The sequence below is a fragment of the uncultured Xanthomonas sp. genome (genome assembly GCF_964278005.1).
In the GTDB taxonomy this organism is placed as follows: Bacteria; Pseudomonadota; Gammaproteobacteria; order Xanthomonadales; family Xanthomonadaceae; genus Xanthomonas_A; species Xanthomonas_A sontii.
This window is the reverse complement of the sequence record NZ_CAXYKF010000023.1, coordinates 44,053-57,664: the sequence shown is the minus strand read 5'-3', so window position 1 is coordinate 57,664 and position 13,612 is coordinate 44,053. Positions and strand designations below refer to the sequence as shown.

At 69.8% G+C, this 13,612-nt stretch carries 11 protein-coding genes; 7 read left to right on the top strand and 4 right to left on the bottom strand.

Going from position 1 to position 13,612, the window contains the following annotated elements:
- Nucleotides 1-38: 38 nt before the first annotated feature.
- The gene (locus ACHWVH_RS14670; RefSeq protein WP_295916459.1) at nt 39-716 is read right to left on the bottom strand and encodes a hypothetical protein; all 678 of its coding nucleotides are present in this window, start codon (nt 714-716) and stop codon (nt 39-41) included.
- 191 nt (nt 717-907) lie between these two features.
- The gene (locus ACHWVH_RS14665; protein WP_394687454.1) at nt 908-4,180 is read right to left on the bottom strand and encodes an LAGLIDADG family homing endonuclease; all 3,273 of its coding nucleotides are present in this window, start codon (nt 4,178-4,180) and stop codon (nt 908-910) included.
- A 495-nt stretch (nt 4,181-4,675) separates the two neighbouring features.
- Between ACHWVH_RS14665 and ACHWVH_RS14660 the strand changes: the two genes are divergently transcribed.
- The gene (locus tag ACHWVH_RS14660; protein WP_017913191.1) at nt 4,676-6,109 is read left to right on the top strand and encodes a Do family serine endopeptidase; all 1,434 of its coding nucleotides are present in this window, start codon (nt 4,676-4,678) and stop codon (nt 6,107-6,109) included.
- 10 nt (nt 6,110-6,119) lie between these two features.
- Here the strand turns inward: ACHWVH_RS14660 and ACHWVH_RS14655 are convergent, their stop codons facing one another.
- Nucleotides 6,120-6,347 carry a hypothetical protein gene (locus ACHWVH_RS14655; RefSeq protein ID WP_153753115.1) on the bottom strand — a complete coding sequence of 76 codons (228 nt, stop codon included), beginning with the start codon at nt 6,345-6,347 and terminating at the stop codon, nt 6,120-6,122.
- A 173-nt stretch (nt 6,348-6,520) separates the two neighbouring features.
- Here ACHWVH_RS14655 and ACHWVH_RS14650 point away from each other — a divergent pair, with 173 nt between their 5' ends.
- From ACHWVH_RS14650 to ACHWVH_RS14625, 6 genes are all read left to right on the top strand, one after another.
- Nucleotides 6,521-6,892, top strand: coding sequence for a hypothetical protein (locus ACHWVH_RS14650; protein WP_010340149.1), 372 nt, complete (start codon nt 6,521-6,523; stop codon nt 6,890-6,892).
- Between the two features lie 7 nt (nt 6,893-6,899).
- Nucleotides 6,900-7,376, top strand: coding sequence for a phage holin family protein (locus tag ACHWVH_RS14645; protein WP_295926202.1), 477 nt, complete (start codon nt 6,900-6,902; stop codon nt 7,374-7,376).
- Nucleotides 7,373-7,867, top strand: a complete 495-nt coding sequence (locus ACHWVH_RS14640; protein WP_267093427.1) for a hypothetical protein — start codon at nt 7,373-7,375, stop codon at nt 7,865-7,867. Before ACHWVH_RS14645 ends, ACHWVH_RS14640 begins: the two co-directional genes overlap by 4 nt.
- A 171-nt stretch (nt 7,868-8,038) precedes the next feature.
- Nucleotides 8,039-9,151 carry an AI-2E family transporter gene (locus ACHWVH_RS14635; RefSeq protein WP_017910745.1) on the top strand — a complete coding sequence of 371 codons (1,113 nt, stop codon included), beginning with the start codon at nt 8,039-8,041 and terminating at the stop codon, nt 9,149-9,151.
- A gap of 110 nt (nt 9,152-9,261) precedes the next feature.
- Nucleotides 9,262-9,978, top strand: coding sequence for an HAD family hydrolase (locus ACHWVH_RS14630; RefSeq protein WP_017910744.1), 717 nt, complete (start codon nt 9,262-9,264; stop codon nt 9,976-9,978).
- Nucleotides 9,979-10,027: 49 nt separating this feature from the next.
- Complete coding sequence (locus tag ACHWVH_RS14625) at nt 10,028-11,398, top strand: leucyl aminopeptidase family protein (RefSeq protein WP_394687453.1); 1,371 nt, start codon at nt 10,028-10,030, stop codon at nt 11,396-11,398.
- A 546-nt stretch (nt 11,399-11,944) separates the two neighbouring features.
- Here the strand turns inward: ACHWVH_RS14625 and ACHWVH_RS14620 are convergent.
- Complete coding sequence (locus ACHWVH_RS14620; protein ID WP_394687452.1) at nt 11,945-13,306, bottom strand: VOC family protein; 1,362 nt, start codon at nt 13,304-13,306, stop codon at nt 11,945-11,947.
- Nucleotides 13,307-13,612: the final 306 nt, after the last annotated feature.

Here is a 13,612-nt window from a genome sequence, read left to right as displayed (position 1 = left end):
CTCCCCCACGTGCGGGGGAGAGGGTGCGACGGGACGGCTTACTTCTTGGCGCGGGTGGCCGCGGCCTTCTTGCCGGCGGCCTTGCGCACGGCGGTCTTCTTCACCGCCGCGCTCTTCTTGGCGACCTTGGCAGTGCTCTTCTTGACCGCCTTGGCGGCTTTCTTCACGGCCTTCTTGGCGACGACCTTCTTCGCGGCGACCTTCTTGGCGGCCTTCTTCACCGCTTTCTTGGCCACGGCCTTCTTCGCGGCGACCTTCTTGACCGCCTTCTTCGGCGCGGCCTTCTTGGCGGTCACTTTCTTGGCCGGAGCCTTCTTCGCAACGGCCTTCTTGGCAGCGGCCTTCTTCGCCGGCGCCTTCTTCGCAGCCGCCTTCTTGGCGGTCTTCTTGCCGCCCTTGGTCAGCGCGGCCGCTTCGGCCTGGGCGCTGGCTTTGGCCGCTTCCAGCTTCTTGCGCGCGCTGGCGACGGTCTTCTTGACGGCCTTGCCGGCCTTCTCGGCGCGCTTGGCGACGGCCTTCTCGGCCTTCTTCACCGCCTTGCGGGTCTTGGCGACCTGGTCCTGCACGCGCTTCTGCACGGTCTCGGCGGTCTGCTTGACCGTGGCGACGGCCTCGCTGGCGGTGGCGGCGATGGTCTCGCCGACGTTGGTGGCGGTTTCTTTCACGTTCTCGGCGACCTGCGTCAGCGTCGCCGTGACGCCATTCCCATTGCTCATAAAACCCTCCTCAGGGTGTCAGTGTTTATGTCACGCGGGCGATGCTATACCGATTGCAGCGAAGCGGGGAGCCGGAAACGGCGACATTCGGCGGACGGTGGGGAAACGTTGGGGAAGCGCGGCGCACCGCACTTCCGGGGCTTCCACCGCCGCCCTCCCCTCCGCCGGCGCGAAGGGGAGACGGGACGGCGTCAGAACTTGCCGTAATACCCTTCTTTCAGCGCATCGAACAGGTTGGCGGCGGTGTGCATCTCGCCGTCGTACTCGATCTGTTCGTTGCCCTTGACCTCGACCACGCTGCCGTCTTCCAGCTCGAAGCGGTAGGTGGTGTTCTCCAGGTCCGCTTCCTTCACCAGCACGCCCTGGAAGGCGGCCGGGTTGAAGCGGAACGTGGTGCAGCCCTTCAGCCCCTGCTGGTGGGCGTAGCGGTAGATGTCCTTGAACTGCTCGTAGGGATAGTCGGTGGGGACGTTGGCGGTCTTGGAGATGGAGCTGTCCACCCACTTCTGCGCGGCGGCCTGCACATCCACGTGTTCCTTGGGGTGGATGTCGTCGGCGGCGATGAAGTACTCCGGCAGGCGCGCGGCGGCGTCCTCGGCGAACGGCATCGCCTTGGCGTTGACCAGGTGGCGGTAGGCCAGCAGCTCGAAGGAGAACACGTCCACCTTCTCCTTGCTCTTCTTGCCCTCGCGGATCACGTTGCGGCTGTAGTGGTGGGCGAAGCTCGGCTCGATGCCGTTGGAGGCGTTGTTGGCCAGGCTCAACGAAATGGTGCCGGTGGGGGCGATGGAGCTGTGGTGGGTGAAGCGCGCGCCCACCTCGGCCAGTTCCTCGACCAGCGCCGGCGCCACCTCGGCGATGCGCTGCATGTAGCGGCTGTACTTGGCGTGCAGCAGCCGGCCCTCGATGCGCTCACCGACGCGCCAGCCATCGCGTGCCATCTCCGGGCGCTGCCGCAGCATCGCCGCGGTGACCTCGAAGGTCTCCTGCATGATCGGCGCCGGGCCCTTCTCCTTGGCCAGCGACAGCGCGGTCTCCCAGCCGGCCACGGCCATATCGCGGGCGATGGACTCGGTGAACTCACACGATTCGGCGCTGCCGTACTTCATGCGCAGCATGGTCATGGTCGAGCCCAGGCCGAGGAAGCCCATGCCGTGGCGGCGCTTGCGCATGATCTCGTCGCGCTGCTGCTGCAGCGGCAGGCCGTTGACCTCGACCACGTTGTCGAGCATGCGGGTGAACACCCGCACCACTTCCTTGTATTCCTCCCAGTCGAAGCGGGCGCGCTCGGTGAACGGCTCGCGCACGAAGGTGGTGAGGTTGATCGAGCCGAGCAGGCAGGCGCCGTAGGGCGGCAGCGGCTGCTCGCCGCAATTGTGGGCGTGCAGACCGTTGCCGTCGAAGGTGTTGATGCCGGGGACCTGCACGTCGTAGACGTCTTCGATGCCATCGGCGGCCACCGACTGCACGGTCGCCACGAAGCGCTCGCGGTTCAACTGGCGACGATAGCCGGACAGCAGCGCCTTGAGGCGGTTGGCCTTGGCGGTGTCGGCAAAGCCCACCCGTTGGGCGAAGGCATCGAGGTTGTCGCCGCTGACGACCAGTTCGTGCTGCGCCTTGGTGACGTAGGCACGCGTGCCGCCGTGCCCGTCGGGCAGCAACGCGGTGCCGGCGGGGCGCCGGTCGCGGTAGATCTGCGAGGCGATGCCCAGCCGCAACAGCATGCGCTGCGCTGCCTCCAGCCGCGCCAGGTCCGACTGTGCCAGGCGCACGCTGACGCCCTTCTCCTGGCTGCCCTGCACCGAGCCGTCGGTGTCGAACAGGCCACGCAGGAAGCCGCGATGGAAATCGCTGGAGGTCTTCTCGACGGCCGGGGTGATCGCCTTGTCGCCCGGACGCAGGCCCAGCTCCAGAGCCAGATCGCGTAATGCGGCCGACTTCAGGCGGTACTCGCCACGGTCGCGCACCTCGCTCCAGCCGGCGAAGTCGGCACGGTGCGGCAGGCTGCGCGCGCAGCGCAGGGCTTCGTCCATCAGTGCCACCGGTGCCAGCGGCGCCGCATTGACGGCGGCGGCCTGCGACCAGACGGACAACACGGCGGCTTCGTGCTTGAGCGTGCCGTCGCCCACCAGCATGCCGAGGAGGAAACCTTCCTCATAGCTGCGCGCGCCGCCCCACTCCGCACCGGCACGGTGATTGTTGAGCAGCACCCGGTCGCCTGCGACCAGTTGGTCCGCCTGGCACCATTGGGTGTCCAGCGACCAGCGGGTCTGCCGCACCACGCGCCGCACGCGGTGGTCTGCGGTCAGACGCAGCGCGTAACCTTCCTGCGTCTGCAGTCGCACCACCTGCTTGTGCGCGGTCTTGAAGAAACCCTCCACACCGGTGGCATGGTCGCCGCCATCGACCCGCGCCAGGAACGGCGTTCCCAGCAGATCGGCGACCTGACGCGGCCCCTCGGCGGTCTGCACCCAGGTATCGGCGGTCACACACGGGTTGGTCGCGCGGACGTTCTCGCACCACCAGTTGTTGTTCATTTCGTTGACGCGGTCGATCAGGATGAAGCCCGGCTCGGCGTAGTCGTAGGTGGAGACCATGATCATGTCCCACAGGTGGCGGGCGCGGATGTGCCCGTACACCTTGCACGCGACCAGGCCGTCGTCGCGCACGATGTAGTCCTTGTGCGTGGGCCAGTCGCGCCAGACCACGGCGCTGGCGTCGGCCAGGTCGACGTCGGCCTCTTCCTTGCGGTTCACCGGGAACACCAGCGGCCAGTCGGCATCCTGCTCCACCGCCTGCATGAAGCCGTCGGTGATCAGCAGCGACAGGTTGAACTGGCGCAGGCGCCCGTCCTCGCGCTTGGCGCGGATGAAGTCCTTCACGTCCGGGTGGGACACGTCGAAGGTGCCCATCTGCGCGCCGCGGCGGCCGCCGGCCGAGGACACGGTGAAGCACATCTTGTCGAAGATATCCATGAACGACATCGGCCCGGAGGTGTAGGCGCCGGCGCCGGCCACGAACGCGCCGCGCGGGCGCAGCGTGCTGAACTCGTAGCCGATGCCACAGCCGGCCTTGAGGGTCAGCCCGGCCTCGTGGACCTTCTCCAGGATGCCGTCCATCGAGTCGGTGATGGTGCCCGACACGGTGCAGTTGATGGTGCTGGTGGCCGGCTTGTGTTCCTGCGCGCCGGCATTGGAGGTGATGCGCCCGGCCGGGATCGCGCCGCGGCGCAGCGCCCAGGCGAAGCGCTCGAACCAGTGGGCGCGCTGCTCCTCGCCGACCTCGGCATCGGCCAGCGCCCGCGCCACGCGCAGGTAGGTGCCGTCGATGTCGGCATCCAGCGGATCGCCCTGCTTGGTCTTGAGCCGATACTTCTTGTCCCAGATGTCCTGCGACGCCGGCTGCATCGGGATGGGGTCGTGCTTGGATCCGGTCTGGACGACTTCCAGGCGCACCGTACTCATTCTGCTGTGTTCTCCTCGAACCTGTCCCGATGGGGCGGATGGGTGGTCATCCGCCGTGTGTCTTGATCTATATCGCACTTGCGCTGCACGGCAGCGACGGCCGCGGCAGCGCGCGCGGCGCCTGCCCTCGACCGACCGAAATTCCCCGAATCCGCGACGTCCCCTGTCACCGTCCCGTCATGCATCGCCGAGCGCGCCCCTGGATGTGAAGTCCTGGTGAAGAAAACCCTAGTTCTAGTGCCGTACCGAATCGATACCGCTACATGTAGTGGCTAATGCAAGCGTGAACGCTAACGCCGGGCAGGCCGACTGTCAACGTCGTCGCGCGCCGATCACGTGACATCGAGCGGGTGTGCACGCGGCGTGCCGTGGCGGCCTTGCGCAGGCGGCGTCGGAACGCTTTCACTGGCGGTTAAACGCCGCGCGTTCATCTTGATTTACGCGCACGCGCGCCCATCTGCCCCACGTCTCCCGCGTTCCCCGGAAACCGACCCCATGCGACCGCTGCCCACGCTGCTGACCCTGACCGCCGCCGCTGCCTTCGGCGGTTTCGCCGCCACCGCCATCAATGCGCAACTGGACAACCGCGCCGAGGCCGCGCCGGTCGCGGCGCCGCCGCTGTCCGGGGCCGCGCGCCTGCCGTCCGCGGTGGCCGGCGAGCCGCTGCCGTCGCTGGCGCCGATGCTGCAGAAGGTGATGCCGGCGGTGGTGAGCATCAACACCAAGCAAGTCGTGCGGGTGCGCAATCCGTTCTTCAACGACCCGATCCTGCGCCGCCTGTTCCCGGACATCCCGCAGGAGCGCATCAACGAGTCGCTGGGTTCGGGTGTGATCATCGACGCGAAGAACGGCTACGTGCTGACCAACCACCACGTGGTGGAGAACGCCGACGACGTGCAGGTGACCCTGGCCGACGGGCGCAGCTTCAAGGCCGAGTTCATGGGCTCGGACGCGGACACCGACATCGCGCTGATCCGGATCAAGGCCGACAACCTCACCGAGATCCGCCTGGGCGACAGCGACAAGCTGCGCGTGGGCGATTTCGTCGCGGCCATCGGCAACCCGTTCGGCTTCACCCAGACCGTCACCTCCGGCATCGTCTCGGCGATGGGCCGCAACGGCATCCGCGGCCTGGGCTATCAGAACTTCATCCAGACCGACGCCTCGATCAACCCCGGCAACTCCGGCGGCGCACTGGTGGACCTGCGCGGCGAACTGGTCGGCATCAACACCGCCAGCTTCAACCCGCAGGGCAGCATGGCCGGCAACATCGGCCTGGGCCTGGCGATCCCGTCGAACCTGGCGCGCGCGGTGGTCGACCAGTTGATCAAGAACAACGGGGTGATGATCCGCGGCACCTTCGGCATCGAGACGCAGAACCTGACCACGCAGATGGCGCAGGGCCTGGGCCTGTCGGCGCCGCGCGGGGCGCTGGTGACGCGGGTGCTGGCCGGCTCGGCGGCCGCGGCCGCCGGGCTGCAGCCGGGCGATGTGATCACCGGCGCCAACGGCGAGCGCCTGGACAGTGCCGAGGCGCTGCACAACTACGAGGGCCTGCAGCCGGTGGGCAGCACGGTCACCCTGGACGTGCGCCGCGATGGCAAGCCGCTGCAGCTCAAGGCCACGCTCAAGGAACAGCCGCGCGCGATCAGCGGCGAGTCGCTGGACCCGCGGCTGAGCGGCGCCACCTTCGCCGACCTGCCCGAATCGCTGCGCCAGTCCGGCATCTCCGGCGTGCTGATCGGCAACGTGGCGCGGGGCAGCCGTGCGGCGCGCAACGGCCTGGCCAGCGGCGACATCGTGGTGGCCGCCTCGGTCGGCGAGTTCGCCGACCTGGCCAGCTACCGCGCCAACTTCGCGCGCAAGCCGGCGCAACTCGTGCTGCGCGTGGTGCGCGGCGGCGCGCAGGCCGACCTGGTCATGCAGTGAGCCGGCACGCTCAGTCCAGGCGCGCGGCGTAATCGTCGCGCACGTGCTGGTTCAAGTAGGTGGTGAGACCGCGCCCGGCGGCGGCCAGGCGCTGCATCTCCATGACCTGGAGCAGGCCGGGATGCCGACGGTCGTAGCGGTAGGTGGCGCCGTCGGCGAAGCGCAGCACGATCCAGTCCGGGCCGCTGTCGTAGGCGACCACCCCGGCATGGCCGCTCCGGTTGCCGTACGCGTGCATGACAGTCACTCCGGGACTTGGCCGCTCGGCGGCGAGCGCCGACACTATGGCGCACTGCCTGCGGCGACGAGCTAACACCCCGTACACCCCGCCGATGGTATTGGTGTCGCCCGTTCTGCGCAGCGTCCGCATCGGCGGACGGCAGGCCCCCAAACCCCAGAGGAGACATGCCCATGAATGCCAGCCCGACCAATACCGAGAACCTCAAGGACAACCTGAGCGAAGCCGGCGCGCACTTGAAGTCCGCGGCCAGCTATGCCGGCGATGCGATCAAGGGCGCTGCCGGTGCCGCCGGCGAAGAACTGAAGCTGGGCAAGGCCAACGTCAAGGCCGAGCTGTCCGACAGCGCGCTGTCCGGACTGGCGGCAGCCGAGTTCGGCGGCGCGGCGGCGAAGGAGCAGGTGGACGTGCTGCTGGACAAGGGCCGCGACCTGATCGACAGCGCTGCCGAGCTGATCCGCGAGCGTCCGCTGGCCTCGTTCGGCGTGGCCTTCGCCACCGGCTGGATCATCGCCAAGCTGGCGCGCAGCGGCGGCGACAAGTAAGCCGCGCGTGAGCGAGGAGCAGGCCCGCACCGACGGCGCCGCGGCAGACGCCGCGGCCGCACCGTCGCTGGAGGAATCCTTCCGCGCGCTCGGCACGGCCGGGCGCGAAGGACTCAATGCCACCCTGGACACCGGCCGCGCGCTGCGCAAGCTGGTGGCCGCGGACTTCGCCCTGGCCCGTGCCGCCCTGGCGCGGGCGCTGGTGTGGCTGACTGTGTCGGTGGCGTTCGGCGCGTCGGCGTGGATGCTGCTGATGGGCGCGATGATTGCCCTGCTGCAGCGCATGGGCTGGTCGTGGCTGGCGTCGATCTCGGCGACCGCGGCCTTCAGCCTGGTGGTCACCGCGCTCGGCGCCTGGCAGGCGCTGCGTTACTTCGACATGAGCAAGCTCGACGCCACCCGCCGCCAGTTGGCCAAGCTGGGCATCGGCGGCGACGACGAGGACGGCGACGAGGATGTCGCCAGGCGCGAGGCCACACCATGACCCTGCGGCAATTGCAGCACCGCATCGCCCGCGCCGAAGCGGTGCTGGAAGGACGCCAGGAGCAGGTGCGCACGCACTGGACGACCCTGCAGCAGGTCTGGCGCGAAGGCTGGACACCGTGGCGGATCGTGATCGTCGGCCTCGGCACCGGCTTCCTGGTCGGTCGCGCCGAACCGGCGGCGGTGGTCGGCAAGCTTGGCGGCGCGCGCTGGCTGCAGATGCTCAGCGCGCTCTCCAGCCTGATCAACGCCACCACCGCCAAGAGCGCGTCCGATGACGCCGAGCGCGCCTCCGACGATGCCGAGGAAGCGGCGGACACCGCACAGGATGCGGCCGTGGATGCCGCCACCCAGGCCCCGCCTCCCGTTGCACCCGTTCCCCCATCCGCTGTCCGCCCGCAGCCGCCGCGGCCGCCGATGGCCTCGCGCCCCGGGCAACCCGCCGCGGCCGAAGCGGCCACCGACCTGTCCGAGCGCCAGGGCAGGGACTGACGTTCCTGGGATCGGCGCGTGGCTGGCCTGGGCCGCCACGCCGCGCGCACGCGGCGGCCACGCCGCCTTGATATCGCGCCGGCCACGATCCGGCCTACACTTCGCTTCCTTTTCGACGCCGTTCGGCGCGTGCACTGCGGCGCGCGCCGCGGCCACTGCATCGCAGGTCCGATGAGCACAGTTCCCGATCCCGCGGTCGTCGCCGACGACGCCCCGCACGGCCCCCTGCCGCCGCCGCCCGCTCCACGCCCGCGCGGACCGGTCTCGCTGGTGGTGCTGGCCACCCTGGCGGTCTGCTACACGCTGTGGGCCGCACAGGACGTGATCCTGCCGATCCTGCTCGCCGCCTTCTTCGCCCTGGTCGGCAACCCGATCCTGCGCATGCTGCAACGGCTGTACCTGCCGCGCTTCCTGGCCGCGCTGCTGGTGCTGCTGTCGGGCATGGCGGTAGCGACGACGCTGACCGTGCAACTGGCCGGCCCCGCCGCCGAGTGGGCGCAGCAGGCGCCGGCACAGCTGCGCCATCTGGCCACCCAGGTGCGCGACCTGACCAAGCCGATGCAGCAGGCCAACCAGGCCGCGGAGAACTTCGCCCGCGCCGCCGGCGGCGAGAGCGGACGCCGCGTGCAGGTGATCCGCACGCAGATGGACGACCCGTACAAGGCGCTGGTGCGGACCCCGCGGGTGGCCGCCTCGGCGCTGGCGGTGGTGTTGCTGACGTTCTTCTTCATGGTGTTCGGCGAGAATCTGCAGCGCCATGCGATCGCGCTGCTGCCCAGCCGCCAGCAACAGAAATTCACTACCGAGATCCTGCGCTCGATCGAACGCGAGGTCTCGCGCTACGTCCTGACCATCACCGTGATCAATACGCTGGTCGGCCTGATCTTCGCCGGCATTCTGATCCTGCTGGGCATTCCGCCGCAGGAAGCGCTGCTGTGGGGCACGGTGGTGGCGCTGCTGAATTTCGCGCCCTACGTGGGGCCGCTGATCGGCGCGGTGCTGATGCTGCTGATGGGCTTCGTCGCATTCCGCGAACCGCTGAGCGCGGCGCTGCCGGCGATCCTGTACCTGGCGCTGCACACCCTGGAAGGCCAGGTGGTGACGCCGATCGTGCTCGGCCGGCGCATGGCGATCTCGCCGCTGATGCTGATCCTGGCGCTGATGCTGTTCGGCTGGCTGTGGGGCATGATCGGCCTGCTGCTGGCGGTGCCGCTGCTGGTGTGCATCAAGATGGTGCTGGCGCGGGTCGAAGGCATGCAGCGTTGGGCGCGGTTGCTGGAGTGAGGCCGGGATTGGGGAGTCGGGATTGGGGATTGGCGGAAGCGCGAGTGCTGTCTACCGGGCCCGGCCCGCGGCGGCGGCGACGCTTGGCGTAAAATGCGCCGGTGACTTCCATGCCCTCCTTCCCCGTCCGCGCGATCACGCTGGATCTGGACGACACCCTGTGGCCGTTCGCACCGATCGGCGCGCGCATCGAGCAGGTGCTGCACGACTGGCTGCTGCAGCACAGCCCGGCCACCGCCGCGCGCTTCCCGGTCGCGGCGATGCGGCAGCTGCGCGAAGCGGTGTTCGCCGCGCATCCGCACCTGCACCACGACCTCAGCGAACTGCGTCGGCTGACCCTGCGCCGTGCGCTGCAGGACAGCGGCGCCGATGAAGCGTTGCTGGAACCTGCGTATGCGGTGTTCCATGCCGCGCGCAATCAGGTGGAGTGCTACCCGGACAGCATCGCCGCGCTGGAGCGCATCGCCGCGCGCGTGCCGGTGGTGGCGCTGAGCAACGGCAATGCCGACCTGGCCACGATCGGCCTGGACCACCATTTCGCCTTCCAGCTCAGTGCCCGCGAACACGGCGCGGCCAAGCCGGACCCGGGCATCTTCCGCGCCGCCTGCGCGCGCCTGGGCCTGCCCTGCGCGCAGGTACTGCACGTGGGCGACCATATCGAGATCGACGTGGTCGGTGCGATGCAGGCCGGCCTGCGCGGTTGCTGGATCAACCGCGAGGCGCAGGCCTGGCATCCGCCGACCCCACCCGATCTGCATTTCGACACCCTCACCGGCCTGGCCGACTGGCTGGACGCGACCCAGCCGGCCGACGCGGCGCGCGCCTGATCCGCGCCCTCTCGCCCACCGGTCTTCTCCCTCTTCCAAGGATCCGCTGATGTCCCTGCCGACCGGCTTCACCGACGCCTCCACCCATGCGCTGCCGCTGTACGTGCTCGACCGCGAGCACCTGGCCGAATGGCGCGCGGCGCAATCGCCCGCGTGGGTGGCGTGGATGGACACCCAGCAGTTCATGGCCGCGCCGGGCAGCGTGCTGCTGCTACCGGGTGCCGACGGCGTGGCGGCCGCGGTGCTGGGCGTCGGCGATCGCGGCGATGCGTATGCCTACGCGCATGCGCCGTTCGCGCTGCCGGCCGGCAGCACCTGGCGCGTGGACAGCGCGCTGGACGCCGACACGCTGGCGACCCTGCACCTGGGCTGGGGCCTGGGCAGCTACCGCTTCGCCCGCTACAAGCAACCGCCGCGGCTGCCGGCACAGTTGCTGGCCACGCCGCAGGCCGAAGTGTGCGACCTGATCGCGGCCAGCCTGCGCGTGCGCGACTGGGTCAACACGCCGACCGAGCACATGGGGCCGGAGCAACTGGAAGAGGCCGCACGCGCGATCGCGCAGGAACACGGCGCGCAGTTCGAGAGCATCGTCGGCGACGCGCTGCTGGAGCAGAACTTCCCGGCGATCCACGCGGTCGGCCGCGCCTCGCACCGCGCGCCGCGCCTGCTGGTGCTGCGCTGGGGCGAAGAGGCGCATCCGCACGTGGCGCTGGTCGGCAAGGGCGTGTGCTTCGACACCGGCGGCCTGGACCTGAAGCCGGCCGACGGCATGCGCAACATGAAGAAGGACATGGGCGGCGCCGCACACGCGCTGGCGCTGGCCGGGCTGGTGATGGCGCAGCGCCTGCCGCTGCGGCTGACCGTGCTGCTGCCGGCGGTGGAGAACGCGGTCGGCCCGAACGCGTTCCGCCCGGGCGAGGTGATCGCCACCCGTCATGGCACCAGCGTGGAGATCGACAACACCGACGCCGAAGGCCGCCTGGTGCTGTGCGATGCGCTGGCCTACGCCGGCGAACAGCGCCCCGACGCGATCCTGGATTTCGCCACGCTGACCGGCGCGGCGCGCATCGCCCTGGGTCCGGATCTGCCGGCACTGTTCTGCAACGACGACACGCTGGCGCAGGCCTGGATCGCCGCCGGCGAGCGCACCCGCGACCCGGTCTGGCGCATGCCGCTGTGGCGTCCTTATCTGCGCTACCTCACCAGCTCGGTCGCCGACCTGGCCAACGCCGGCTCGCGCATGGCCGGCGCGGTGACCGCCGCCCTGTATCTGGAGCGTTTCGTGCCGGCGCGGCAGGCCTGGGCGCACCTGGACGTGTACGCCTGGAACGACAGCGACCGCCCCGGCCGCCCGGCGGGTGGCGAAGCACTGGCGCTGCGTTCGGCGTATGCCATGCTGAAGACGCGTTACGCCGCATAGCCCGCGTGGAACGCGCCTATGCGTCGCCCTCGCCCTTGTGGGAGCGGCTTCAGCTGCAGCGCGCGGTGGTGTTGAGGGTTGATCGCCCGCGGACACAGTCGGGACTGAAGTCCCTCCCACAGTGCACCCACCACACCGGTCGCACACTTGTGGGAGCGGCTTCAGCCGCGACGCGCGGTGGTGTGAAGGTTGATCGCCCGCGGACACAGTCGGGACTGAAGTCCCTCCCACAGTGCACCCACCACACCGGTCGCACACTTGTGGGAGCGGCTTCAGCCGCGACGCGCGGTGGTGTGCGGGTTGATCGCCCTCGGACATCGTCGGGACTGAAGTCCCTCCCACAGTGCATTCGCCACGCCGACCGCGGCCCGGTGGGAGCGGCTTCAGCCGCGACGCGCGGCGGTATGAGCAGCGTTGTTGTCTTCAGACACCATCGGGACTGAAGCCCATTCCCAACGCACCGCAATATCGGTCGTGCGCGTGTGGCGACACGACGCTGGGAAACCGCTGTTGCGATTCCCCAATCCCCATTCCCCAATCCCCGCCTCAACCCGCCAACGCCTCCAGCGAATCGCGCTCGATACCGGCGTAGATAGCGAACTCGTCGTGCACCGTCGCGCCCAGCGCCTGCTCGAACGCGGCGCGGTTGGCGTGCGCGGCGTAGGCGCGCTGTTCGCCGCCGCCGAGATTGGACTGGAAGATGCCGGCGGCGCTGACCGGCAGGAAATCCTCGTAGACGATCGGGTCAGCGCTGACCAGGCCATCAGCGATCAGCGCTTCGGCCGGCTTGCCGGCCAGGGCCGCGGCGCCGGCGGCGCGACCGGCATCGGTGAGGGCGTAGCGGAAATAGCCCAGGCCCTCGCGACGCAGGGTGGCGTAGTCGTCGGGGAAGTCGGCGAAGGCAGCCTGCAGGCGCGTGGCGTAGTCGGCACCGGCGCTGCCGTCCGCTGCGCGTGCGCGTTCCAGCAGCGCGTCGTACAGCGCGCGGCCCTTCGGCGTCAGGGCCAGGCCGCGCTGTTCGATCTCGCCGAACCGCGCGGTGTGGGTGCCGGCCTCGGCGCCGTCCGCGCCGGCGGGGAAGCGCACGGTTTCCTCCAGTGCCTTGAAGCTGGTCTGGCGCAGCAGGATCGGGCAGGCGCGACGCGGCGGGCCTTCGATCACCGCCTTGGCGTCGATGCCCCGGCGCAGCATTTCCGCCTGCGCCGCGTCGATGTCCAGGGTGCGCGGGGTCAGGTGGTTGATGTGCGGGCCATGGAAGCTGACCACGTCGGCGATCAACTTGTGCGCCTCGCTCAGCGCGCGGTAGGTCGGCAGGCTCACGGTCGCGTCGCTGTGCCAGCGGAAGGTTTCCAGCGCCTCGGCGACGAAGCGCTGCGCGTCGGCGTCGGCCAGGCCGCCGTCGCGTTCGCACTGCGCGATCAACGCGAGCGCGCCGTCGGTGAAGATGCGCCGCTTGGCGAGGATCTGCGCCGCCTGCTCGCGCAGCGCCGGGTCCTCGATCAGCTCCAGCCGCAGCAGCGAGGTGAACACGCGGAACGGATTGCGCGCCAGCGCCGCCGCCTCCAGCGGGCGGAACGCGGTGGAGTGCACCGGCACGCCGGCCACCGACAGGTCGTAATAGCCCACCGGCGCCATGCCCATCACCGCGAACAGGCGGCGCAGCGTGGCCAGTTCCTCGGCCGTGCCGACGCGGATCGCGCCATGCCGTTCCTGATCCAAGCGCGCACGTTCGTCGTTGCGCTGCAGTTGCGCCTCCAGCGCCGGATCGGCGGTCAGGGTCTGCGCATTGACCTGCGCCACCAGTTCCATCAGCGTGCCGTACAGCGGCACCTCGGTGCGGTACATGTCGGACATGGCCTGCGCGAACAGGCTGCGGATAGCGTCGGGCGAAACGAAGGCGTTGGTCATCGGGCGGTCCGGAGCGGCAGTGGCGCCGGCGGCAGGACCGGCAGAACGCCTATTCTCGCGCCGCGGCGGCGGCGCGGCCAGTGTGTGGGGGGAGGCTGCGTGCCGAGTGCGGTGGGGAGTGGCCGGCGGCCGGATGTTGCCGAGCGAGGATTGGGGATTGGGGAAGTGCGAGTGCGCTGCGCGCCCACCCCTCACCCCAACCCCTCTCCCGGGGGGAGAGGGGCCAGGTTCGCGCCGAAGTCGGGGCACAGCGTTGCCCGGCATGCATCCTGGGTCGCCCATGCATGGCGACGGAAAATACGCGTA

Bases quoted from the DNA above. Each gene is read 5' to 3' on its own strand.
- ACHWVH_RS14670 (WP_295916459.1), bottom strand. From the start codon at position 716: ATGAGCAATGGGAATGGCGTCACGGCGACGCTGACGCAGGTCGCCGAG.
- ACHWVH_RS14665 (WP_394687454.1), bottom strand. From the start codon at position 4,180: ATGAGTACGGTGCGCCTGGAAGTCGTCCAGACCGGATCCAAGCACGAC.
- ACHWVH_RS14660 (WP_017913191.1), top strand. From the start codon at position 4,676: ATGCGACCGCTGCCCACGCTGCTGACCCTGACCGCCGCCGCTGCCTTC.
- ACHWVH_RS14655 (WP_153753115.1), bottom strand. From the start codon at position 6,347: ATGCACGCGTACGGCAACCGGAGCGGCCATGCCGGGGTGGTCGCCTAC.
- ACHWVH_RS14650 (WP_010340149.1), top strand. From the start codon at position 6,521: ATGAATGCCAGCCCGACCAATACCGAGAACCTCAAGGACAACCTGAGC.
- ACHWVH_RS14640 (WP_267093427.1), top strand. From the start codon at position 7,373: ATGACCCTGCGGCAATTGCAGCACCGCATCGCCCGCGCCGAAGCGGTG.
- ACHWVH_RS14635 (WP_017910745.1), top strand. From the start codon at position 8,039: ATGAGCACAGTTCCCGATCCCGCGGTCGTCGCCGACGACGCCCCGCAC.
- ACHWVH_RS14630 (WP_017910744.1), top strand. From the start codon at position 9,262: ATGCCCTCCTTCCCCGTCCGCGCGATCACGCTGGATCTGGACGACACC.
- ACHWVH_RS14625 (WP_394687453.1), top strand. From the start codon at position 10,028: ATGTCCCTGCCGACCGGCTTCACCGACGCCTCCACCCATGCGCTGCCG.
- ACHWVH_RS14620 (WP_394687452.1), bottom strand. From the start codon at position 13,306: ATGACCAACGCCTTCGTTTCGCCCGACGCTATCCGCAGCCTGTTCGCG.